We start from the raw sequence: 23,681 nt of genomic DNA on the forward strand, positions 1-23,681 counted from the left end.
CATGAACAGAAATGACGTATCCGTTTTAACCCGCGGCCAGGAATCCATCCTTGCCACCAACAAGGTGTTGCGTAACACTTATCTGTTGCTTGGCATGACCTTCCTTTTCAGCGCCCTGATGGCCTGGGTTGCGTTCAGCCTGAACGTGCGCCCGATGAACCCGCTGCTCATGATTGTCGGTGTTTACGGTTTAATGTTTCTCACGAGCGCTTTGCAAAACAGCGCCTGGGGACTGGCAGCAGTTTTTGCGTTCACGGGATTTCTTGGCTATACCCTCGGACCAGTACTTAACCTGTACGCAGGTGCTTTTTCCAACGGTCACCAGCTCATTGGTACCGCTCTTGGTGGCACAGGTGTTATTTTCTTTGCGCTTTCAGCCTATGCGCTCACCACCCGCAAAGATTTCAGCTTCCTCGGCGGATTTCTGTTTGTAGGAATGATGGTAGCACTCCTGGCCATGATTGCCGGTGTATTCTTCCAGATTCCGGCATTGCAGCTCGCAATTTCCGCGGCTTTCGTACTGCTCTCATCCGGGGTCATTCTATTTCAGACCAGTGCCATCATCCATGGCGGTGAAACCAATTACATTGCTGCTACGGTGACCCTGTTCGCCTCAATCTATAACCTCTTTGTGAGCCTTTTGAATCTCTTAAGCGCGTTCTCAGGCCGCGACTGATTCCGCTTTGTCTCCACACTTCCCCCGATACGTCGGGGGTTTTTTTTATTCTGAAAACCCGATCAACAGTATACAAAAGACACATGGAAAGGGGTGTCTATCCTCCCCATGATGCAAAGAACGCGCTAACGCAGACGAGCACGGCAACATTTCCGATACATTATGCGTTTTTTGTCCTGTACTTATCGATGCACTCCAAAGATATTATGCACGTAATGTATTCTTAATATACAGATACGTATACTATACTTACCGAATATAAGGAGACTTACCATGTCTGATAATAACCGCAAAGATGAAGATACTGAGGAAGCTCTTGAAACGGCAGATACGAGCGTACAAAGACATGATTACCTGTATGAAACAGATAATCCTAATATTGAAACCAGCGAAATTGATGGCTCTTTATTCGACCCCCCATGGAAGAAATTTCTTAAGGAGGCGGGCATTTCAATTTTAGGCACACTGTATGGTGCGATAATGGCTTCTGCATTATTCACATCAATTTGCGCGATAGTTGGTTTTTTCTTCCCTCCCGCAATAGCGTTTATCCCCTTAGTTGCAGTGGTTTCTGCCATAGGAGGGGGATTCGTTGGATTTATCAATGCCGATGCGATATTTGAGAATATTAAAAAAGCAATATCTGACAGCACGGACCTGGGAGCCGGAATAGGACAATTCTTTCGTGGTTTATTTGGACGCGATGATAATGCATTGAGCTCGAACGCAATAATAAATAATGGATTGGGCGTTAGCCATATTAATCCTGCCCAACCCGATGCCCAACCCGATGACCAACCCGATGCCCAACCCGATGACCAACCCGATGACCAACCCGATGACCAACTCAATGATCAACCCGATGACCAACTCAATGATCAACCCGATGATCAACTCAATGATCAACTCGATGATCAACTCGATGATCAACCCGTTGTCCAACCCGTTGTCCAACCCGCTGCCGTATCCACTGACGAACCTGCTAAACAAGCCAGCGAACAAGCCAGTGACAATAGTCCAGACCAGCAATCATCGAATCGAGGCATGGGAATTTGAGGATAACTGACATCACACACTCTCAACGATGCGCCGTTAATTCGGCGCATTAGCATTCAATCATCATAAGAACATTAAATTTTCACTTTGGTATGCAATTGCGTCCTCCCCGCGCAGGGGATCCATTCATGGGGTTAATTCGTTACTTTGTTTGATAAACGGATTCCCGCTTGCGTTGGAAGACACCAGCATGGCAAATCATCACTCTTTATTCATATGCAAAATGGCATAATATTGACCTTGACGATGCATCAGCCTTTTAAGTGTGACTTGGAACACTGAGCAACTCCGATGCCGGGCTTCGCTGCGCTCAGCCAGGCCTACAGGTTTTCACGATGTGCCCTTTATGGATTGATACAGTTAACGAATTAATTCAAAAAGACACGCACACATGTGCATCTATCCCTGTATAAAGGCGAAGCTTTCGGTAACGCAGACGTTCTGCGCGTTACCGATGCAGTGAACACTTGGGCAAGGCAATTAAATTACCCGCTACAAAGGGCATTGATCCTGGCCGTTAAAGCGTTGCTTAAGATATTGAGCAACGGCCCTAATACCCATTGCTTCACCGCCTTCGGGTTTGCCGGGCTTATTGGTGACATTCCAGGCCATAACGTCAAAATGCACCCAGGGAGTGCGTTTTTTCACAAAACGTTCCATGAAGAGCGCCGCGGTAATAGCGCCGGCGTAGGGAGAGGCGCCTGAATTCACCATATCGGCAATACTTGAATCCAGCAGGCTTTTGTAGGGGGCAAAGAGCGGCAGGCGCCAGAGGGGGTCTTCAGCGTCTGCAGAAGCCCGCGACAAATCTGCCGCCAGCATCTCGTCATTGCAAAAAAACGCCGCGATTTCGGTACCCACTGCCACACGTGCCGCTCCCGTCAGGGTGGCAAAATCTACGATGAGTGCCGCCTCCTGCTCGCACCCAAAACTTAAGGCATCGGCGAGCACCAGACGCCCCTCAGCATCGGTATTATCGATTTCAACAGTGAGGCCGTTTCGCATGCGAATCACATCACCCGGCCGATACGCGTTTGCGCTGATGGCGTTTTCAACGGCCGGCACCAGAACATGCAGGCGCACCGGGAGTCTGGAGGCCATTATCCACGCGGCAAGCCCCATGGCGTGCGCCGCCCCTCCCATGTCTTTCTTCATGAGGCGCATGGCTGAGGATGGCTTGATATCAAGGCCGCCACTGTCAAAGCAAACGCCTTTGCCCACCAGCACCACGCGCGGATGGTGCACCTCACCCCACGTGAGCGATAAAAGGCGCGGCGCATCAGCCGCAGCACGCCCAACGGCATGAATGGCCGGAAAATTGGCATCGAGCAGCGCTTCCCCCACCCATTCTTCAAAAAGACCGCCGTGGGTTGCTGCAAGCTCTTTCAGCACGTCTGAAAGCTCTGACGGGCCACAGGCATTGGTGGGTCGGTTGATAAGGTCTCGTACCAGAAAAATTGCCTGCACTTCCCTCAGCACCTCGGGCAGCATGTCTGCATCCACCACGAGTTTTCGGGGTTTTGCGGTTTGTGCCTTATAGGCATCAAAGCGGTATTGCGCGAGTGCCCAGATGATCTGTTCACGTTGCCCAAGGGCCGTTGTTACCTGAACCACGCTCTCAGGCGGCAGCCGGCTCGCCATATAGGCCATTGCCAGTGCGATGTCATCCTGGTCGCCCGTTCCAAGCAAATAACGCACGGTCATGCCGTTTTCGTCCGGTATGCGCCCAAGCTCGCCAACGCCTGCCTCAAATTGACTTGCCTTCAGATGATTTTGTACAGACTGCGGCAAAGTCGCACGCAGGGCCTCCCACTGCACTTTATTGACGAGTTCCACCGGCAGTGCGCCAGAAGCATGTGTTTCATAAAAAAGAGCGGCATCCACGTTAAGACTCCCTGACCTGTCCGCGAAACTGCGCGGGACGCATGCCCATCAGCCACAGCGTGGCAAGATAGAGCAGCGCGCCTGCTGCAATGTCGGCAACCAGCATGAACAGCCGATGCCCCATGTGCATCGACACCCACTGCGAAACGTCCCCCACTCTGAACCAGAGCCAGGCACAAAGTACCAGCGCCCCACTCAAAAGCTGCAGCAGAAAACGCCCCCATCCGGGCATCGGCTGGTAAATTTTACGCCGCTTCAAGAGTACGAGCAGGCACACACAGTTCACATAGCCCGCGAGCGCTGAGGCAAGCGCCAGCCCCGCATGCTGTAAAAAACCAACGAGCAGCGCGCATAAAATCGTATTGACTACCATCGCCCAGATACCCACCTTTACCGGCGTGCGGATATCCTGGCAGGCGTAAAAACCCGACGCGAGGACTTTTACCATCATGAATGCCGGTATGCCTACTGACAAGGCGATGGTGCTTTTCTGCGTTTGCAGCACATCAACGGTGTTAAAGGCGCCATAGGCAAAAAAGCCTGCCACCATCGGCATGGAAAAAAGTGTCAGACCAATGGCTGAAGGCAGGCCAATCAGGAGCAGCAGGCGCATGCCCCAGTCAAGCGCCCGAGAAAACTGTTCACGGTTTTGTTCCGCGTTTTTACGCGAAAGGTGCGGCAGAATAACGGTTGCGATGGCAACGCCAAAAACGCCGAGCGGAAAATCGGTGACCCTGTCGGTATAGTAGAGCCATGAAACGCTGCCAATCTGCAGAAACGAGGCAAAAATGCTGTCTACCATCAGATTAAGCTGGGCAATCGACACACCAAAAAGTGCCGGCACCATGAGCTTTAACACCCGCCTGACGCCCGGGTCTCGCCAGTGGACTTCAGGCCGCGGCAGCAAGCGCTGCTTTAAAAGAAAGGGAATCTGAAAAAGAAGCTGTGCAATACCGGCTATCAATACGCCCCACGCCAATGCACGCACAGGTGGCGAGCACCACGGCGCGAGCCAGAGAGCCGCACCAATCATGCTCACGTTAAGCAGTGCAGGCGTAAAGGCCGGCACGCCAAAATATCCCCACGTATTCAGCACCGCCCCCATCATCGCGGTGAGCGAAATCAGCATTAAATAGGGAAAGGTAATGCGCAGCATGCTTGAAGCAAGCGTTGCGCGACCGGCATCGTTCTCAAATCCTGGTGCGAAGAGAAAAATAATTACGGGGCTCGCGAGCACGCCAATAACCGTGACGAGGGACAGCACGGCACCAAGGCACCCAAAGATTCGCGCCACAAAGGTACGGACATCGTCCGCAGAGCGGAGCTTTTGATACTCGGCAAGCACCGGCACAAAAGCCTGGGAAAAGGCGCCCTCGGCAAACAGGCGGCGCATGAAATTCGGGATACGAAAGGCGACAATAAAAGCATCCATCCCGGCTTCGGCGCCAAAAAGACCGGCGAGCACCATGTCACGGACAAACCCGAGCACACGGGAGAGGAGTGTCATCAGGGACACAAGGCTTGTGGAACGCAGCAGACTCTGGCGCTTCTCAATCATGGGTTCTATTGCAGACATGCGTGGCCTGACTCATTGTAAAATGCGTGCAGCCCGGGTATTGGGCGATTTCGTATATTGACAAAATCCGGCGCATTGTGCAAGATTAGGCACTTTTATGTCTGGATGAACGGAGACTTACGTGGCAAATATTAAATCCGCTATCAAACGCGCACGTCAAAACATCAAACTGCGCCAACAAAACGCCAGCGCGCGTTCAATGTACCGCACCTATGTTAAAAACGTGCTGAAAGCTGTTGAAACCGGCGATGTCGAAGCTGCACGCGCTGCTTTCGCCAAAGCACAACCTATCATTGATAAAGCTGCGGGCAAAGGCCTGATTCACAAGAATAAAGCCGCACGCATCAAAGATCGACTGAGTGCCCGCGTTAAAAGCCTGGCGGCGTAATTTTCCGCACCAGCGTTTAGGGCTTGTCCGGGCATACGCCCGGACTGCGCTCATCCGTGTCCGGCTACCGTCATGCGGTTAATCAGCACTGAACCACAGCGTGTGGAGCTGTCAGGGTTAATATCGTTACCAATCGCTTCTATTCCGAGAAACATCTCGCGCAGGTTCCCGGCGATGGTGATTTGCTCGACTGGGTAAGCGATTTCACCGTTTTCCACCCAGAATCCACCGGCACCCCGCGAATAATCACCGGTAAGAATATTCACGCCACTGCCCATCAGCTCCGTTACCAGCAGACCAGTTCCCATGCGCTTTACGAGCGCATTAAGATCATACTCACCACCGTCAGCAGTCAGGTTGTGCACGCCCCCTGCATTCGCGGTGGTCTGCAGGTTCATTTTACGGGCAGAATAACTGCCAAGGGCAAAGAGGCGCAGAATGCCATCTTCGACAAAGCGGTTGGCGCGCGTTGGTACTCCTTCGTCGTCAAAAGGTGAGCTGCCAAGCCCGCGCAAAAGTGCCGGTTGTTCATGGATGATAACCCCTGCCGGAAACACCCTTGTGTCGAGCGCATGCTGCAAAAACGAATTTTTTCGATACAGTGTACTGCCGCTGATGGCGTTAATGAAGCTTGAGAGCAGCCCCCCCGATATACGGGGTGCAAACAGTACCGGTGCCATGCGCGTGCCAATCTGGCGGGCTCCAAGGCGCGCTGTCGTGCGTGAAGCCGCTTCCAGGGCCACCGTTTCAAGGCTTCGCATGTCGCCTGGATGGCGTGCAGTCGTATAGGCATAATCTCTTTGTACACTGTCCCCTTCGCGCGCCAGCAGCGAGCAGCTCAGACTGTGACGGGTAAAACGAAGGACTCCGCGGCCTCCGGCCGTATTGGCAAAACCGCTTATCCCGCCTCCGGTCGAAAGATGCACGCCATCAGAATTAAAAATTCGCGCATCCTGGCTTAAGGCTTTGGATTCACAGTCACGTGCGTATTCAATGGCCTCCGCGGGCGTAAGCGACCAGGGATGGTATAAATCGAGGTCCTGCCATTCCTTCTGCATCAGATGCGGCTCGGGCAGACCAAAACAGGGGTCGGCCGCACTGACAGAAGCAATCCCCATCGCCGCTTCCACGAGAACGTCAATTCCGCGGCTGTCGAGGTCGGTGCTGCTCGCCGTTCCCTTGCGATGCCCGACATAGGCCGTCAGGCTGATACCGCGGTCTTCGTTAAATGCTACGGTTTCCACCTCTCCCATGCGCACATCGACTGAAAAACCGCAGTCATCGTGCACACTCACGCTGGCATCACTCGCCCCACGCGCTTTTGCGCGCGCCAGCACATCCTCAAGGATGGAAAGCATATCTTCGGTTGACTTTGAATGGGCTCTGTTGGTATTTTCCATAAATGACTGCCATGCCTCAGAAACATGCCTGCCAGGATACAAGATTAACGATGCCAAGGCAAACCATTCAACGTCCTTTTTTATCCGCGCCTCTTGCGGCTCTCCTGCTCGCCCTGATACTGGCGGGCACCCCGGCAGAGGCGAACCCCTGGCGGTCGGTTGGCAGCGGCATGGAGTATACGGATCTTCAGGATAACGGACTGACCCCATGGTCGCATATACACGCATTTCGGGTCGACCTTAAAAATTACCGTTTTTCAACGATGCTCGCACAAAGCCTCGGCAAGCCGCACGCTTCCGTCCATGAACTCGCAGCAAACAGCAACGCACTTATCGCCAGTAATGGTGGCTTTTTCGACAAAAATTACCGCCCATTGGGGTTGCGCCTGTCAAACCATCAACTGCTCTCGCCACTGAAAAATGTCAGCTGGTGGGGTGTCTTTTTTACGGATGGAAAACGCGCACGCATTGAAAGTCCGCGCCATTTCCACCGCACCTCAGGCATGGACTTTGCCATCCAGAGCGGGCCGCGCCTGCTTGTCAACGGACAAATTCCGCCGCTTCGACCGGGGCGTGCGGAACGTACAGCACTTTGTATTCCGCGTGACGGGCGCGTGATTCTGGTGGTCACTGACAATACCCCGCTAACTACTACCGAACTCGCTCAGCGCCTGCGAAAATCCCCCCTTCACTGCATGGATGCACTGAATCTTGATGGTGGCAGCTCAAGCCAGCTCAGTGCGCGCGTGGGTGACTTTCGCCTTTCAGTTCATGGGTTTGCGAATGTCAGTGATGCCCTGTTGATAAGTCATCGTTAGCTTTCCACATTGGTATCTATTCACCACATTTTGAATGCTTAGAGGAAAGGTCAGATTGGAGTGCAGGTTGTGGTGAATGGTTACTCACACTTTATCCACAGCATACTCCCATAGTTTTACCTTGATCTCGATGCATAAACACATTATCTTGTTAATACACGCCCAATGTGACACAACATATTGGGTTTCAAGGTTTGTAAGCCCCGTCCTTTTTTACTATACTTTTATGAGTGGCGGATATTTATTTCTCACTGCGGAGGAAAAATGTCAGAGATTATTGAACCAGTACGGGATGTACCGAAAACCAGCCAGATGGAACTCAGCACGACAACGCCTGGCCTTCTGAAAACCATCAAGCGCAATGGCAAGGTTACGCATTACGATGATAATAAAATTCGTGTAGCCATCACCAAAGCCTTTATTGCGGTTGAAGGCGGCAGTGCCGCGGCCTCTAACCGTATCCACGACCAGGTGAACCTGATCACCCGCCAGATAACTGACGCGTTTAAGCGACGCATGCCGGAAGGCGGCACGATTCACATCGAGGATATTCAAGACCAGGTCGAGCTTGCGCTCATGCGCAGTGGCGCGCATAAGGTTGCGCGCTCCTATGTACTGTATCGCGAAGAGCACCGCAAGGCGCGCGAAAGCGAGCTGGCCGCACAGGCAGCCGACAGCCGGGTTCCACTCATCACCATGCCCAATGGCAAATTGAAGCCGCTGGATTTACAGCGTGTGGAAACCATCGTTGCAGAAGCCTGCCACGACCTGGAGGGCGTACAGGCGGAACCGGTGATTACCGATGCGCTGCGCAATCTTTATAACCAGGCAAAACTTTCTGATGTGCACAAGGCCCTTATCATGGCAGCCCGCGCACTGGTGGAAACCGAGCCTAACTACTCGTTTGTCAGTGCCCGCCTGCTGCTCGACAGCCTGCGTGCTGAAGCGCTTGGACACCTTGGGCTGCGTGAAGAGGCTACGTTTGATGAAATGCGCGATCTCTATCCCGTGTATTTCAAAGCCTACATTGCTCATGGCATCAACCTCGGCATGCTCGACCCCAAACTGATAGACTTTGACCTTGACGCTCTGGCGCGCGCACTCGTACCTGAACGTGATATGCAGTTTACGTATCTCGGACTGCAAACGCTTTACGATCGTTATTTTATCCATGACAACGGCGTACGCTATGAGCTTCCGCAAACCATGTTCATGCGGGTTGCGATGGGGCTTGCCCTGCGCGAGCAGGCCAAAGAAGAACAGGCCATTCTCTTTTATAATCGCCTTTCTTCCTTTGACTACATGGCATCCACGCCAACGCTCTTTAACGCGGGCACGGTGTTTTCACAGTTATCAAGCTGCTACCTGACGACTGTAGAAGAAGACAGCCTTGAGGCCATCTACGAGGCCATCAAAAACAACGCTCTCCTCTCGAAGTTTGCAGGCGGCCTTGGCAATGACTGGACGCCGGTACGCGCCATGGGTTCACCCATTCGCGGCACCAACGGCAAATCGCAGGGTGTTGTTCCCTTCCTGAATGTCGCCGATGCCACCGCGGTTGCCGTGAACCAGGGCGGAAAACGCAAGGGTGCGGTCTGCGCGTATCTTGAGTGCTGGCACCTTGATGTGGAAGAGTTTCTTGAACTTCGCAAAAATACCGGTGACGATCGCCGCCGTACGCATGATATGAACACCGCTCTCTGGATACCCGATTTGTTCATGGAGCGCGTACAGCAGGATGGCGAGTGGACACTGTTTTCGCCGGATGATGTCAAGGGCCTGCACGATGCCTATGGCAAAGCCTTCTCCACACTGTACACACAGTATGAAGAAGAGGCACGCGAGGGTAAAATCACTAACTGCAAAACGGTATCTGCGCTTAAATTATGGCGGCGCATGCTATCGATGCTCTTTGAAACCGGCCACCCCTGGCTGACCTTCAAAGACCCGTGCAACCTGCGCTCCCCGCAGCAGCATGCAGGTGTGGTGCACAGTTCCAACCTGTGTACAGAAATTACACTCAACACCTCTGCCGAAGAAATAGCGGTGTGCAACCTTGGCAGCATCAACCTGCCGGCGCACATCATCAACGGCAAACTGGACCGTGAAAAACTGCGCCAGACCGTCACTACTGCCGTGCGCATGCTGGATAACGTCATTGACATTAACTTCTATGCCGTTGCCGCCGCACGCAATTCCAACCTGCGTCACCGTCCGGTTGGGCTTGGCATTATGGGCTTTCAGGATGCGCTCTACAAAATGGGCATGGACTACGCTTCCAAAGAAGCCGTGGAATTTGCCGATGCGTCCATGGAGCTTGTCAGCTATTACGCGATTGAAGCCTCCTGCGATCTCGCCCGTGAGCGCGGCAGCTATCCAAGCTTTGAAGGCTCGCTCTGGAGCAAGGGGATTCTGCCGATTGATTCTATCAATCTGCTCCAGCAGACTCGCGGCAAAAATCTGGAACAGGACCGTACGCAACGCCTCGACTGGGAGCCTCTGCGCGTGAAAGTGCGTACCCAGGGCATGCGTAACTCCAATGTCATGGCCATCGCGCCTACGGCGACCATTTCCAACATTTGCGGCGTGTCGCAATCCATTGAGCCGACCTACCAGAACCTGTATGTGAAATCGAACCTTTCGGGCGAATTCACCGTTGTCAATCCGTATCTGGTGGCCGAACTCAAGGCGTTGAACCTCTGGGATGCCGTGATAGTTAATGACCTTAAGTACTACAACGGCAGTGTGCAGCCCATCAGCCGCATTCCGGCGCACCTCAAGACGCGCTTTGCCACGTCTTTTGAGATTGACCCCATGTGGCTTGTGGAAGCCGCTTCCCGCCGACAGAAGTGGATTGACCAGGCGCAATCGCTTAACATTTACATGGCGAAGCCCTCTGGTAAAAAGCTGGATGAGCTCTATAAACAAGCCTGGCTGCGCGGCCTGAAAACCACGTATTACCTGCGAAGCCTTGGTGCAAGCAATGCGGAAAAATCCACCATCGCAGACGGTGCGCTCAATGCGGTAAAGATTGACGAACCTAAAGTCTGTTCGATTCTGGACCCCGATTGCGAAGCCTGCCAATAACGAGGAGAAACTGTATGCCTGCGAACATACCTGCAAATGCAAACCATACACCCCACCCCCAGAACATGCTGGGGGCCACGGGTCTTGAGCAACTGGAAATGGGTGCGGCCCGTATCATGGTCGATGATAAACGCATCATTAACTGCCGTGCGGACTTAAACCAGCTGGTGCCCTTCAAATACACCTGGGCATGGGATAAGTACCTTACTGGCTGCGCGAACCACTGGATGCCGAATGAAATCAACATGAGTGCGGATAAAGCGCTCTGGTTTGACGCTAACGGCCTGACTGAAGACGAACGCCTGATTATCAAGCGCAATCTCGGCTTTTTCTCAACCGCTGATTCGCTCGTTGCCAATAACCTGGTACTCGCCGTCTATCGCCACATCACCAACCCCGAGTGCCGCCAGTACCTGCTGCGACAGGCGTTCGAGGAGGCTTTGCATACGCACGCCTACCAGTACGTCATTGAAAGCCTTGGCCTTGATGAGGCTGAAGTGTTCAACATGTACCGCGAAGTTCCATCGGTTTCCACAAAAGCCGCATGGGCGCTGCCATTCACCCAAAGCCTTGGCGATCCGAATTTCCACACCGGCACACCAGAAAACAATCAGCGTCTGCTGCGCGATCTTATCGCGTTTTATGTGGTGTTCGAGGGCATTTTCTTCTATGTTGGCTTCACGCAGATTCTCTCCATGGGACGGCGTAACAAGATGGTAGGAACGTCTGAGCAGTTCCAGTATATTCTTCGCGATGAATCCATGCACATGAACTTCGGTATCGATGTCATCAACCAGATAAAAATTGAAAACCCGGAGATCTGGACACCGGAATTCAAGCAGGAGATGATTAACCTGATTCGTGAAGGTGTAGAGCTTGAGTATCAGTATGCCAAAGATACCATGCCACACGGCATCCTTGGCATGAATGCCGGCATGTTTGAGGAATACCTGCACTTTATCGCGAACCGCCGTCTGGCGCAGATTGGCCTCGCAGAGCAGTATCCTGGAGCGGAAAATCCATTCCCGTGGATGAGCGAAATGCTCGATCTTAAGAAAGAAAAGAACTTCTTTGAAACCCGCGTTATCGAGTATCAGGCTGGTGGTACGCTGAACTGGGATGATGAATAAGCATAAGACAGCATCTGCCGGGCTAAACGCTGTTTAGCCCGGTCATCACACCTTACGCAAAACCAAGACCCGCATTCTCCAGCAGTACACGAACTTCATCTGCCATTATCTGATGGAGTGGACCTGTAACGTGTACGGCATCAAAAAACATGTATCCATCACACGCATCCATCGAACGCTTCATCAACTTACTTACGCGTGCGCGGGACACCATTGGCAATATGCCGGGGCGCATGTTCTCGTCACTTACCAAATCCACGCAGGTGTCTTCTGTGTTGGTAAAACCGAATTGCTGCGGGTCTTTAAGAATGGTCGACTGCATGCCTTCCGTGTCATAAAAAAGCCACTGTACATCAGGATACTCCGCACGCAAGCCTTCCACAGCCGCTTTCAACGCATCATTGTGCGCGCGCGACAGGGCATCAAACGCCGCTTTTGCGTCAAATTCACGGGCAATGGGAGCGTCTCCCATATTGGGGAGGTTGGCGACAAGGATGTGACGCGCACCTGCGTTAACGAGCGTACGCAGCTGGTTCACCGTTCCGCGAATCACCAAGTCAACCGCTTCATCGCCCGCATCAGGCGCTGCAAAGTAATTGTTCCCGCCAATCCAGACGATGTAAAGACGGCTCGCATCAGCAGCCTGGTCATGCGCGTCAAGATACATCCCTACTTCACGCTTGAGCGTGTACATCGCACCCGGGTCTTCATCATCTTCGAGAATACCGGCACCGCCATAGGCATAATCTTCAAGATGCGCATCTGCATTCTGCCCGTAATACCCCTGAACCAACCGCTCTATCCATACGGGTCCATTGGAGAAACGTCCCTCGTAATAGGGTGGCGATTGAGGAAACTGATGATGCATGACTTCATACAGGTTGCCATTATCTGACAAGCTGTCACCAAAAATTACAACACCATTCAGCGTTTCAGCGCTAAGCAGACCAGAAAAGCAAAGCGCGGCAACGCTCAGAGACCATTTCATAAGTAAACTCCTGCAGGTTGCGGACAGAAAATAAAGAATTAGGCCATATTTTTAGGAAGAGGACAAGCCTTGTACAGGCCGTGAAATGCCGGGCACAGGGCTGAATGCCATTCAGCCCTGCAGTTTCAGATTGCGGTTATCAGCATTTTGCTCACGCGCTGCCAAGCGACGTCAGGTTCAACTTGCGCCCGCAGACCCAGGCTTTTGCAAGGGTGCTTAAGACCGCTTTAGACATGCCGCCCGGCAGGCGCAGCGTGGTATGGTCGTCATGAATTTTAATACCCGCAATCTGGCGCCCCTGTAATCCGGCTTCATTGGCGATGGCACCGACAATGTTGCCAGGCTTCACCCCATGAATGCGGCCTACATCAATGCGATAGAGCTCCTGCGGCCCGCTGTCATCAGCAAAGGCGCGACTTTCGCGGCCCTCAAAACGGGGTTTTTCGCGACCAAATCGTGCCGGCTTTTCACGGCTGAAACGCGGCTCGCGTTCACGCCGCCAGCTGTCATCTTCACGCGCGGGTTTAGGAGCGGGTTTTGGCAGTTCACGCGACCACGGTTTATCCTGCTGCGCCAAAAGCGCAAGGGCTGCGGCAATATCAAGGGCACTGGTTTCACCATCCTGTGTCAGGGTATTAACCAGTTCACGGTAGTCGTTAATGTGCTCATGCGTCAGGCGCGCACGCACATTCGCCACAAAACGCTCACGGCGTGTATTCTCAATGGTATAGGCATCCGGCACCAGGATTTTTTCAATGCGCTGGCGCGTATGGCGCTCAATGAGATTCAGCATGCGCGATTCTCGGGGTGTCACAAAAAGAATCGTCACCCCACTGCGACCGGCACGCCCGGTTCGCCCAATACGGTGCACGTAGGTTTCACAGTCATGCGGTACATCGTAGTTGATAACGTGAGTCACCCGTTCAACGTCAAGTCCGCGCGCGGCCACATCGGTTGCGACCAGAATATCAATCGCACCCTTGCGGAACTGGTCAATAATGCGCTCGCGAAGAGCCTGGGTTAAATCACCATGAATCGCCATGGCGCGCATCCCCTGCTCCTGTAGCGCTTCTGCAACTTCTTCCGTGCCGCTTTTGGTGCGCACGAACACAATCACGCCCTGATAGTCTTCAACCGCCAGCACACGTATCAGTGCATCCGGCTTTTGTGCCTGTGAGGCAAAGAGAAAACGCTGTTCAATGCTTTTAACCGTTGCCGTTTCCATGCGAATTTCTACGGAAACCGGGTCTTTCAGATAACGGTTGGCAATCTGGCGAATGCGTGGCGGCATAGTCGCTGAAAAGAGTGCAGTCTGGCGGGTTTCCGGCAGGCGCGAAAGAATGGACTCCATGTCTTCGATAAAGCCCATGCGCAGCATTTCATCCGCTTCATCAAGAACGACGGTATTTAAAGCCGCAGTCTGGAGCGTACCTCGGTCGAGGTGATCGAGAATTCGGCCCGGTGTGCCGACAACAATCTGCGCGCCGTCACGAAGCTGCTTCAACTGGGTGCGATAATCCTGGCCACCGCAGAGAATGGCAACGGTAAGCCCCTGCATGCGGGCTCCCAGTGTCATGCACTGCTCTGCCACCTGAATGGCAAGCTCGCGGGTAGGCGCGATAACAAGCGCCTGTGTTTCACGTGATTTTGGGGTCAAACGATGCAGAATGGGCAGCGCGAAAGCGGCGGTTTTTCCGGTACCGGTCTGTGCCTGGCCAACAACGTCGTTACCAGCGAGGAGTGGCGGTATGGTCTGTGCCTGAATCGCAGAAGGCGTGACAAACTGCATGTCACTGAGGGCTTGTAAAAGGGGTTCGGACAACGCGAGTGAGGCGAAGGTAATAGCTTGGTCTGTCATGAGGTTCCTGAATGCTGACTTTCCCTGAGCGGGGTTAAGTTATGTAAAAACTGCACACTATAATAGCAGAATAATTCCATGGTTGCACTTTTTTCTGCGTGCTGTTGCCTGTAGGTAGCATTTGGGCTAATGTTTTACCCTTTGAAGAGCATTTTCATCATGGATGCATTCCTCAACGGACTGAAAAACAGACTGGTGGCGGCCACACCTGAGATGGTTGAGCGACTGACACACTGGTGCAACATCAATACTGGCAGTGACAACCTTGAGGGGCTTCAGCATTTTCTACTGCTGCTTAAGTCTGCCTTCTCGCCCCTTGCAGACCATATTGAGAGCCTCGTGCTTCCCGAAATTTCCAGCATTTCCCTGAGCGGGCAGCCCTATAATCGCCGCTTTGGCGATGCGCTTCTCATTCGAAAGCGCCCGCATCTTAAAAGCCGCATACTGCTTTGTGGCCATATGGATACGGTCTTTGGCCCCATGCACCCCTTTCAAACGGTGAAACACATCGATGCGAACGTTCTGAACGGGCCGGGGGTTTCGGACATGAAAGGCGGTCTACTCGTGATGCTTGAAGCCCTGCGTGCCTTTGAAGAAAGCCCGATGGCAGAAAATATCGGCTGGGATGTGCTCATCAACAGCGATGAAGAGCTCGGCTCACCGGCCTCTGCTGCCACACTGGACGCACTTGCTCCCTTTTGTCAGGCGGCACTGGTGTATGAACCGGCGATGACACCAGAGGGTACGCTTGCGAAAAACCGTCGCGGCAGTGGAAAATTCAGCCTTGTCGCCCGTGGGCGCGCGGCACATGTCGGGCGCGCATTCAACGAGGGACGCAACGCCATCTGGCACCTCGCACGCGCGGTATGCGAGGTGCACGCACTCAATGGTATACGCGAGGGTGTGACCGTTAACATCGGCAAAATCGCCGGTGGAGAAGCCCTTAACATGGTACCGGATACAGCGGTTGCACAAATCGATGTTCGTATTCAGTCGTCAGACGATGAAGCATGGGTAGTGGCGCAATTTAACAAGATTCTTGAAAATCTCGCGGCTTTGGGTTTCACACTCGACCTGCATGGCGGCTTTGGGCGACCAGTCAAGCGCGTCAATCACGCTACAGAAGCGCTCTTTGCGCGGGTGCAGGCACTGGGTAAAAGGCTTGGACTTCATATCGACTGGAAAGACAGCGGCGGCTGCTGTGACGGTAATAACCTTGCGCGCCATGGTCTGCCCGTACTCGATACGCTTGGCGTCAGAGGCGGCAACATTCATACCGCCGATGAATTCCTGCTGATAGACAGCCTTGCCGAACGTACCCTGCTCTCTACCCTGCTGCTGATGGAGCTCGCAGATGGCGCATTACAGGAATTAACAGCATGATGGTACTTCGCCGGGTTCAAAAAAACGACCTCGATGGCATTCTGTCGCTGGCCACTACTGCCGGTGTCGGACTGACGTCCCTCCCGCCAGAACGCGATACCCTGCAGCAGCGGATTGCCCACGCGCTGGAGTCCTTCGAACGCCTCGTGCGCGAGCCGCGCGATGAGATGTATCTTTTTGTCCTTGAAAACATCGATACCGGGAGCATTACCGGGGTTTCGGCGATTGAAGCAGCCCTTGGCCTTACCCTGCCCTTTTATTCCTACCGCATACTGCATCAAACGCGCATTAACCATGAAATGGCGATTCGCAATGATCATGACCTTTTGCACCCGGTCAATGATTTTCAGGGCGCAAGTGAACTCTGTACCCTCTATCTCGCGCCCCCCTGGCGACACGGCGGCAACGGACTGCTGCTCTCGCGCGCGCGTTTTCTCTACATGGCCAATTTTCCCAATCGCTTTGCCAAAACAGTGATTGCCGACATGCGCGGTATTTCCGATGAATCTGGTTGCTCGCCGTTCTGGGAAGCGGTGGGACGGCATTTTTTTCAAATGGATTTTGCTAAAGCCGATCAGCTCACGGCTACCACCAATAAGCAGTTTATTGCGGATTTAATGCCCAAACACCCCATCTACGTGAGCCTTCTGCCCAAAGAGGCTCAGGCTGTCATCGGCAAGCCGCATCCGTCGAGCGTTGCGGCCATGAACATGCTGTTGCAGGAGGGATTTCACCCGACAGGATGCGTGGATATTTTTGACGCGGGCCCGACAATTGAAGCCGAAACCAGACGCGTTCGCACGCTTGCAAACAGCCGCGTCTTTACCGTTAAAACCTTAAGCGACAGTATCAGCAGCCGCACTTATCTGATTGCCAATACCCGTGCGGATTTTCGTGCCAGCATGGGTAAGTCTATCGTGAATATGGAAAAAAACACCTGCCTGCTGGACCGCCATACCACCGAACACCTCGGTATCAAACCGGGCGACTGCGTTCGTATTGCCCCCTTGCACGCCAACGAATCACCACAGTTTCAGGAGCATTCATGAGCCCATCGAACACTGCCGGACATTTTATCGCGGGAGCATGGACACGCGGCCATGGCACGCCGCTCACAACGTTTAATCCCGCAACCGGCGAATGCCTCTGGGTGGGCGAAAGTGCCGCCGCCATTGAAACCGATGCGGCCCTCACACACGCACGAGACGCTCTCACGTCCTGGAGCCGGCTTTCTGTGGATGCGCGCGCGCACATCCTGACCCGTTTTGCCGAAGCAGTCGAGAAGCGCCGTCACGCACTCGCACGCACAATCTCTCTTGAAACCGGCAAACCGCTCTGGGAGGCGCTGACGGAGGTGAGTTCCGTCAGTGGAAAAATTGCACTCTCTCTTAAGGCGCGTCTTGAACGCACGGCGGATAAGCAGCCCGCGAAAGATGCGCACCTGCGCTTCAAGCCCCATGGTGTGGCGCTTGTCATTGGAGCGTTTAACTTCCCGGCGCATCTTGCCAACGGACATATTGTCCCGGCACTCCTTGCCGGCAACACCGTCATTTACAAACCAAGCGAACTCACGCCGCTTACGAGTCTGATTATTATCGAATGCTGGCAGGAAGCGGGACTTCCTAAAGGCGTGCTGCAATGCCTCCAGGGAGATGCAGAGACTGCACGCCAGCTGCTGGATGGCGATATCAATGCGGTCTATTTTACCGGCAGCTACCGAACCGGGCTTGCCATTCACCGCCATCTGGCCGAGCGCCCCGAGGTGATTGTAGCCCTTGAGATGGGGGGTAATAATCCGCTGGTCATTGATGAGGTGAACAATGTCGATGCCGCCCTTTATGGTACTCTTCTCTCCACGCTCCTGACGGCAGGCCAGCGCTGCACCTGCGCGAGAAGGCTGTTGCTGCCGGACAGTGCCTTTGGCGACATGTTTCTCACACGCCTCATCCGCGCGTTTGAAGCGGTTCGTATCGGGCCCTTTACCGATACTCCAGAGCCGTTTATGGGGCCCGTTATCAGCGCGCCTGCGGCACGGTTGCACCTTGAAGCACAGCGTGCGCTGGAAGCAGCCGGCGGTCGTTCACTGCTCCGCATGCAGACACTTCGCGAGGATACGGGTTTTTTAAGCCCGGGTCTTATGGATATGACAGGTGTCAGCGCTGATCCTGACGAAGAAATTTTTGGGCCTTTTGCAAAGGTCTACCGCTGCCACGACCTTGATGAGGCGATTGCGCTCTCCAACCGCACCCGTTATGGCCTTGCCAGTGGTATTTTCACCGATGATGCCAGCCGGTATCATCGCTACTTTGATGAAGTGCGTGCAGGACTTATCAACTGGAACCGCCCAACCACGGGGGCTTCCGGCAGTCTGCCGTTTGGAGGTATAGGGAAGAGTGGCAATCATCGCCCAAGCGGCTGGTTTGCTGCCGATTACTGCGCCTCCCCTGTCGCAAGCCTTGAAGAAGCCACCCTAACGTTGCCAGAAACCCTGTTGCCTGGCATTCAGGAGATACACCATGCCTGAATTAAATCTTGACGGCCTTGTGGGCCCAACCCACCATTACGCCGGTCTTTCTGAAGGTAACCTTGCCTCAACGAGCAACGCAAGAAAACCTGCCAATCCGCAGGCGGCTGCCCTTCAGGGGATTGCCAAAATGCGCCATCTAACGGAGGCCGGAATTCCGCAGGGCATTCTGCCGCCGCATGCGCGTCCCAACCTTCCCCTCCTGCACTCCCTCGGATTTACGGGGGATATGCACCAGTGCCTTGCAAAAGCCGCGCATGAAGCACCGATGCTCTTAAGTGCTGCCTTCTCAGCCTCTAGCATGTGGACGGCGAACGCGGCGACAGTCTCTCCCGCAGCCGATACCGCTGACGGACGTGTACATTTTACCGCCGCGAACCTGGTCACGAATCTCCACCGCCATCAGGAAGCCGATTTTTCCGCGTTTTTGCTGGCACGCATTTTTGAAAATGCGGAATACTTCTGCCACCATGCCCCACTTCCACGTACCAGTGCAATGGGGGATGAGGGAGCTGCCAACCATAATCGCCTGTGTGCCACCCATGATTCTGAAGGGCTGCATCTCTTTGTATATGGTAAACAGGCGCTTCTCAGGCACTCACAGCACGCAGGACCGAGGCGATATCCCGCCCGCCAGACGCTTGAGGCCTCTGAAGCGATTGCGAGGCGTCACCTGTTAAACCCTGAACGTGTGGTCTATGCCTGCCAGAATCCGCGCGCCATTGATGCCGGAGTGTTTCATAATGATGTCATTGCCACCGTGAATGAATCGGTGATGCTGATGCATGAAGACGCTTTTGTGGATCAGGAGGCATTGCTTGAGACACTGAAAAGGATGGTGAATTTTCCGCTCATGGTTATTACGGCCAGCCGGGAGGATTTTAGCCTGTCGGATGCCGTTGAAAGTTACCTTTTTAATTCGCAGCTCATTACCTGCCCTGATGGCGGCATGATGCTGATTGCCCCTGTTGAGTGTCGCGAAAATGAACGCGTACATGCGTTTGTTGAACGCATGCTGCAGGATGCCTCAAACCCGGTCAACCAGGTACATTATCTGGATTTGCGCCAGAGCATGCGCAATGGCGGCGGGCCTGCCTGCCTGCGCCTGCGGGTGCCCCTGACTGGAATGGCACTGCAGAATATGCATCAGGGCGTACTGGCTACACCTGAAAGACTGAATGCACTGGAGGTGTGGGTCAGGCGCCATTACCGTGACCGTCTCGAGGCGACAGATCTCGTAAGCAGCGCATTCGTGCGGGAGTGCGAAGAAGCGCTGGATGCGCTGACGCAACTCCTCGACCTCGGAAGCGTGTATCCGTTTCAGCAGGAATAAGCATGTTCTGGCAAACCCTTGTGGGGCGCGTGGTTTATCGTGCCGAGGGGGGCATGCGGGTACTGCAGAATGCGCACTACCGCTGGCTGCAGTTTTCAGACAGCGCCATTCAAACACTCGTTAAGCGCAAGACGCCTCATAAACCGGTTATGCGCTACCTTGAGGCGTTTTCGCTGGCAGCACGGCTTTTTCAGGGCAGCACCTGCGTACTGGGCGCGGGAGGTGGAGCTCTTTTGCATTTTTTAGCCCATGAACACCCTGATATGCCCCTGCTGGCAATCGAACGCTGCCCCGAAGTTCTCGAGCTTGCCCACACATATTTTGCGCTTAATACGCTCACAACCACGAGGGTGCTGCAAGCAGACGCTTTTGACTTTCTCAAGAAAACAAAAGAGTCCTTTGACCACCTGCTCGTTGACCTTGCCAATGCAGATGGCCTTCCTGCCGCCTGTTATCAGGAAACATTTTTTAACGACTGTAAGCGTGTACTCAATGAAAATGGCATACTCGCCCTTAATCTCTCTACACCAGAGTACCATCAGGCACTCTTGGAGCCGCTTCGAGCCGTTTTCGGGGAAGTCTTAAATATACCCATTCGCGGATGTGCGAATATTATTATTTTTGCCTCGCGGGAACGACGCATACTCTCTTTGTTAAATCACGCGCAGTTCAGTGCGTATTTCAAGCGCATAGAGTGGGTAGAATCGGTTGGCTGGGTTGGGTGGTGTTGAAGCGGGTACGATAGAAAAAGTAGACTGGGCTGATAAGCGCGGGACAGGATGCTATAAAACATCCGGCCAACGGTGATATCGAATGCCAGGCTTCGCTACGCTCAACCCAGCCTACCTGTAAGCTGTTGTTTTAAAAGTAAAATGCCGTAGCCTGCGCTGATAAGCACGGGACAGGATGCTATAAAACATCCGGCCAACGGTGATATCGAATGCCAGGCTTCGCTACGCTCAACCCAGCCTACCTGTAAACTGTTGTTTTAAAAGTAAAATGCCGTAGCCTGCGCTGATAAGCGCGGGACAGGATGCTATAAAACATCCGGCCAACGGTGATATCGAATGCCAGGCTTCGCTACGCTCAACCCAGCCTACCTGTAAGCTGTTGTTTTAAAAGTAAAATGCCGTAGCCTGCGCTGATAAGCGCGGGACAGGATGCTATAAAACATCCGGCCAACGGTGATATCGAATGCCAGGCTTCGCTACGCTCAACCCAGCCTACCTGTAAGCTGTTGTTTTATATGGTTTTTATTTACATCGAAACCGTAGACCGGGCTGATAAGCCCGGCGTTAAACATGATCAGACTAAATCTCCATGAGATCTTTTTCTTTGTCTTCAAGCAGCTTGTCTATTTCTGCCACAAACTTATCCGTCAGTTTTTGAACGACTTCCGTTGCGCGACGTTCATCGTCTTCGGAAATGCTCTTGTCTTTGACAAGATCCTTCAGATGGTTATTGGCATCGCGGCGAATGTTACGCACCGCTACACGAGCCTGCTCACCTTCAGCACGAACGACCTTAATCATCTCCTTGCGGCGCTCTTCGGTAAGGGCAGGCATGGGAACACGAATGGCAGCACCGGCTGTTGATGGATTAAGCCCAAGATCAGAAGTCAAAATCGCTTTTTCAATGGCGGCGACCATGTTCTTTTCCCAGGGGGTAACAAGCAGCGTACGCGAATCACTGTTTGTGATGCTGGCCACCTGATTGATGGGTGTGGAATTGCCATAATAATCGACCATCACGTGGTCAAGAAAACTGACATTCGCACGACCCGTGCGGATTTTTGTCAAATCCACCTCAAGGGTTTCCAGGGTTTTCTTCATCCGCTTTTCAGCGTCTTGTCTGATATCATTGATCATGATTTGCTCCAATCAGGGTTCCTACCTGCCTTCCCTCAACAATGTGCAGAAGGGCATCCGGGGCGTTCATATCAAACACCTGTAACGGCATGTTCTGATCCTGACACAGACAAATTGCAGTCAGGTCCATCACTTCAAGCCCGCGGTTCAAGACATCCCGATACGTCAGGAAATCATAGCGTATCGCATTGGGGTTTTTTACCGGATCTTCGGAATAAACGCCATCAACTTTTGTGGCTTTAAGCACGATATCCGCTCCCACTTCGATGGCTCGCAGACAGGCTGCAGTATCGGTTGTAAAGAACGGATTACCGGTTCCTGCGGCAAAAATCACCACATGCCCGTTGGCGAGGTGAGTAATGGCTTTACGGCGATGGTACGCGTCCACAACTCCCATCATGGGGATGGCAGACATAATGCGCGCCGGCATATCAATGCGTTCCAGTGCATCGCGCATTGCAAGCGCGTTCATAACTGTGGCAAGCATGCCCATGTGGTCACCGGTAACGCGTCCAAGACCTGCTCGCGAAAGCGCTTTTCCGCGAAACAGATTGCCGCCGCCAATGACCACACCTACCTGCACGCCCATACGGATAAGACGCGCGATGTCCCCCGCTATGCTGTCAAGCACCGCGGGGTCTATGCCAAACTGGGCTTTGCCCATCAGCGCCTCACCGCTGCATTTAAGCAGGATGCGCCGGTATTTCAGTGAAGGGGCATCGGTTTCCATCATTATCCGCGAACCTGCGACATAACTTCTTCTACAAAGTTGTCAGCCTTTTTCTCAATGCCTTCACCAACAACGAAGCAGACAAAGGAAACCACTTCGGCGTTGTGCTCTTTAAGCAGCTGCGCGATTTTTTTGTTGGGATCTTTAACAAATGGCTGACCCACAAGGCTGACTTCATCAACAAACTTGCTGATACGGCCTTCAATCATTTTATTAATGATATCCTGCGGCTTGCCACTTTCACGTGCCTGTGCCATGAAAATTTCACGCTCATTTTCTATGGCTTCTGCCGGAACCTGCTCACGCAGTACAACGAGTGGACGAGTTGCCGCAATGTGCATGGCAATATCACGCGCCAGCGCTTCGTCGCCACCACGCAGCGCAACCATTACTCCAATGCGTGAACCATGAAGGTAGCAGCCAACTACACCCTCGGCACTCAGCTGGTGCAGACGACGCAATTGAATGTTCTCGCCAATTTTGGCAACGAGATGTTGACGCGCTTCTTCCACAGTGCTCTCAGCGCCATGCACCGGCTTGCCAGCCAGTGTATCGATATCGTTAACTGCTGTGTGCAGCGCGGTATCGGCAACTTTTGCAGCAAATTCAACAAAGCTTGCATCGCGCGCAACAAAATCAGTTTCGCTGTTGATTTCAAGCATTACAGCACTTTTGCCATCTGCTGAACGGGCAGCAACGATAACACCCTCAGCCGCCACGCGGTCTTTTTTCTTGTCTGCTTTGGCCTGACCGTCTTTGCGCATCTCGGTGATGGCTTTTTCAATATCGCCCTCAGTCATGGTCAGGTATTTTTTGCACTCCATCATGCCGGCGCCTGTGCGTGCGCGCAGTTCCATAACAAGGGATGCAGTAATTGGTGCTGTAGACATATTCTGATTCTCCACATGGCAAAAGGGGGGCCTGTTCGTGTGAACCGCCCCCCGGGGGGTCTGCGTAAACGCTAATCTAACCGCAGACCGTT

General features: G+C 53.4%; 19 protein-coding genes. 11 read left to right on the top strand and 8 right to left on the bottom strand.

Annotated elements, in window-relative coordinates; all coding sequences use genetic code 11:
* Position 1: 1 nt before the first annotated feature.
* A complete protein-coding gene (locus E4T54_RS02920; protein ID WP_028386962.1) occupies positions 2-676 on the top strand; it encodes a Bax inhibitor-1/YccA family protein in 675 nt (224 codons plus the stop codon).
* Between the two features lie 273 nt (positions 677-949).
* The gene (locus E4T54_RS02925) at positions 950-1,732 is read left to right on the top strand and encodes a phage holin family protein (protein ID WP_028386961.1); all 783 of its coding nucleotides are present in this window, start codon (positions 950-952) and stop codon (positions 1,730-1,732) included.
* A gap of 492 nt (positions 1,733-2,224) precedes the next feature.
* On the opposite strand, the gene E4T54_RS02930 is transcribed toward E4T54_RS02925, so the two are convergent.
* Both E4T54_RS02930 and murJ read right to left on the bottom strand, forming a co-directional pair.
* Positions 2,225-3,616 carry a leucyl aminopeptidase family protein gene (locus E4T54_RS02930; RefSeq protein ID WP_028386960.1) on the bottom strand — a complete coding sequence of 464 codons (1,392 nt, stop codon included), beginning with the start codon at positions 3,614-3,616 and terminating at the stop codon, positions 2,225-2,227.
* 1 nt (position 3,617) lies between these two features.
* Positions 3,618-5,192 carry a murein biosynthesis integral membrane protein MurJ gene (gene murJ / locus E4T54_RS02935; protein WP_028386959.1) on the bottom strand — a complete coding sequence of 525 codons (1,575 nt, stop codon included), beginning with the start codon at positions 5,190-5,192 and terminating at the stop codon, positions 3,618-3,620.
* A gap of 121 nt (positions 5,193-5,313) precedes the next feature.
* On the opposite strand from murJ, the gene rpsT reads away from it, so the two are divergent.
* Positions 5,314-5,580, top strand: a complete 267-nt coding sequence (rpsT, locus tag E4T54_RS02940; protein WP_028386958.1) for a 30S ribosomal protein S20 — start codon at positions 5,314-5,316, stop codon at positions 5,578-5,580.
* A gap of 50 nt (positions 5,581-5,630) precedes the next feature.
* Here the strand turns inward: rpsT and pmbA are convergent, their stop codons facing one another.
* Positions 5,631-6,980 (bottom strand): metalloprotease PmbA, encoded by a 1,350-nt coding sequence (gene pmbA / locus E4T54_RS02945; RefSeq protein ID WP_028386957.1) that lies wholly within the window; start codon positions 6,978-6,980, stop codon positions 5,631-5,633.
* Positions 6,981-7,030: 50 nt separating this feature from the next.
* Between pmbA and E4T54_RS02950 the strand changes: the two genes are divergently transcribed.
* The 3 genes from E4T54_RS02950 (at position 7,031) to E4T54_RS02960 (ending at position 12,015) form a co-directional block, all read left to right on the top strand.
* The gene (locus tag E4T54_RS02950) at positions 7,031-7,798 is read left to right on the top strand and encodes a phosphodiester glycosidase family protein (protein WP_028386956.1); all 768 of its coding nucleotides are present in this window, start codon (positions 7,031-7,033) and stop codon (positions 7,796-7,798) included.
* A gap of 264 nt (positions 7,799-8,062) precedes the next feature.
* Positions 8,063-10,885: a ribonucleoside-diphosphate reductase subunit alpha gene (locus tag E4T54_RS02955; protein WP_028386955.1), complete on the top strand. Its 2,823-nt coding sequence runs from the start codon at positions 8,063-8,065 to the stop codon at positions 10,883-10,885.
* Between the two features lie 14 nt (positions 10,886-10,899).
* Positions 10,900-12,015: a ribonucleotide-diphosphate reductase subunit beta gene (locus E4T54_RS02960; protein ID WP_051550988.1), complete on the top strand. Its 1,116-nt coding sequence runs from the start codon at positions 10,900-10,902 to the stop codon at positions 12,013-12,015.
* A gap of 52 nt (positions 12,016-12,067) precedes the next feature.
* Here E4T54_RS02960 and plaA read toward each other — a convergent pair whose 3' ends face one another.
* Positions 12,068-13,003, bottom strand: a complete 936-nt coding sequence (gene plaA, locus E4T54_RS02965) for a GDSL family lysophospholipase PlaA (RefSeq protein WP_028386953.1) — start codon at positions 13,001-13,003, stop codon at positions 12,068-12,070.
* Positions 13,004-13,154: 151 nt separating this feature from the next.
* On the bottom strand, positions 13,155-14,861 hold the full coding sequence (locus E4T54_RS02970; RefSeq protein ID WP_028386952.1) for a DEAD/DEAH box helicase: 1,707 nt from the start codon (positions 14,859-14,861) through the stop codon (positions 13,155-13,157).
* Between the two features lie 159 nt (positions 14,862-15,020).
* Here E4T54_RS02970 and E4T54_RS02975 point away from each other — a divergent pair, with 159 nt between their 5' ends.
* From E4T54_RS02975 to E4T54_RS02995, 5 genes are read left to right on the top strand one after another with little or no spacing between them, the layout of a single operon-like run.
* Positions 15,021-16,244 carry a hydrolase gene (locus E4T54_RS02975; RefSeq protein ID WP_065230361.1) on the top strand — a complete coding sequence of 408 codons (1,224 nt, stop codon included), beginning with the start codon at positions 15,021-15,023 and terminating at the stop codon, positions 16,242-16,244.
* Complete coding sequence (locus E4T54_RS02980; protein ID WP_028386950.1) at positions 16,241-17,293, top strand: arginine N-succinyltransferase; 1,053 nt, start codon at positions 16,241-16,243, stop codon at positions 17,291-17,293. Before E4T54_RS02975 ends, E4T54_RS02980 begins: the two co-directional genes overlap by 4 nt.
* A complete protein-coding gene (gene astD, locus E4T54_RS02985; RefSeq protein WP_028386949.1) occupies positions 17,290-18,768 on the top strand; it encodes a succinylglutamate-semialdehyde dehydrogenase in 1,479 nt (492 codons plus the stop codon). The genes E4T54_RS02980 and astD overlap by 4 nt, the downstream gene beginning before the upstream one ends.
* Positions 18,761-20,101, top strand: coding sequence for an N-succinylarginine dihydrolase (gene astB / locus E4T54_RS02990; protein WP_035903366.1), 1,341 nt, complete (start codon positions 18,761-18,763; stop codon positions 20,099-20,101). Before astD ends, astB begins: the two co-directional genes overlap by 8 nt.
* 2 nt (positions 20,102-20,103) lie before the next feature.
* Complete coding sequence (locus E4T54_RS02995; RefSeq protein ID WP_035903361.1) at positions 20,104-20,832, top strand: spermidine synthase; 729 nt, start codon at positions 20,104-20,106, stop codon at positions 20,830-20,832.
* A 579-nt stretch (positions 20,833-21,411) separates the two neighbouring features.
* Here the strand turns inward: E4T54_RS02995 and frr are convergent.
* The 3 genes from frr to tsf are packed head-to-tail and all read right to left on the bottom strand — an operon-like array spanning position 21,412 to position 23,589.
* Positions 21,412-21,969, bottom strand: a complete 558-nt coding sequence (gene frr, locus E4T54_RS03000) for a ribosome recycling factor (protein ID WP_028386946.1) — start codon at positions 21,967-21,969, stop codon at positions 21,412-21,414.
* Positions 21,959-22,702, bottom strand: a complete 744-nt coding sequence (gene pyrH, locus E4T54_RS03005) for a UMP kinase (protein WP_028386945.1) — start codon at positions 22,700-22,702, stop codon at positions 21,959-21,961. Before pyrH ends, frr begins: the two co-directional genes overlap by 11 nt.
* The gene (gene tsf, locus E4T54_RS03010) at positions 22,702-23,589 is read right to left on the bottom strand and encodes a translation elongation factor Ts (RefSeq protein WP_028386944.1); all 888 of its coding nucleotides are present in this window, start codon (positions 23,587-23,589) and stop codon (positions 22,702-22,704) included. The genes pyrH and tsf overlap by 1 nt, the downstream gene beginning before the upstream one ends.
* Between the last annotated feature and the right edge of the window lie 92 nt (positions 23,590-23,681).

Source organism: Legionella geestiana, assembly GCF_004571195.1.
GTDB lineage: Bacteria > Pseudomonadota > Gammaproteobacteria > Legionellales > Legionellaceae > Legionella_B > Legionella_B geestiana.